The sequence below is a fragment of the Caldisalinibacter kiritimatiensis genome (genome assembly GCF_000387765.1).
Taxonomy (GTDB): Bacteria; Bacillota; Clostridia; order Tissierellales; family Caldisalinibacteraceae; genus Caldisalinibacter; species Caldisalinibacter kiritimatiensis.
On the sequence record NZ_ARZA01000006.1, the window covers coordinates 1 to 365 of the forward strand.

Annotated in this window: 1 protein-coding gene; it reads right to left on the reverse strand. The window is 32.3% G+C overall.

Features of this window, described 5'->3' with window-relative positions:
• Window positions 1-19 precede the first annotated feature (19 nt).
• Complete coding sequence (locus tag L21TH_RS14135) at window positions 20-187, reverse strand: hypothetical protein (protein ID WP_155848271.1); 168 nt, start codon at window positions 185-187, stop codon at window positions 20-22.
• Between the last annotated feature and the right edge of the window lie 178 nt (window positions 188-365).

Here is a 365-nt window from a genome sequence, read left to right on the forward strand (position 1 = left end):
TCCTCCACTAGGGGAAGTTTCAATTAAATTCTGGGGGATTTTTCACTTGACAAATACATTCCCGTCTATTGTAGTATTTTTTTATAGATGACAATATAACTGGTTTCAGTCTAATAAGTAATTCTTGTTTAGCCTTTTTGTCTCCCTTAATACTTTGATTTATTAAGTGGTCAATGTATTTTGACATAAATACCCTCCAATTAGAAGGGCCCTTCTTCTTTTTACCGGTAGTTTTATGATATATATGACAAGCTTTTATGGGAAAATGGGAGTTTGAACATTTGTAATGAAGAATTAAAAATTAACAATAAAAAATGCGGCCGTAGGCCGCTTTATCTTTGCCCACTACTTTTCGTCTATTTTAT

Bases quoted from the DNA above. Each gene is read 5' to 3' on its own strand.
- L21TH_RS14135 (WP_155848271.1), bottom strand. From the start codon at position 187: ATGTCAAAATACATTGACCACTTAATAAATCAAAGTATTAAGGGAGAC.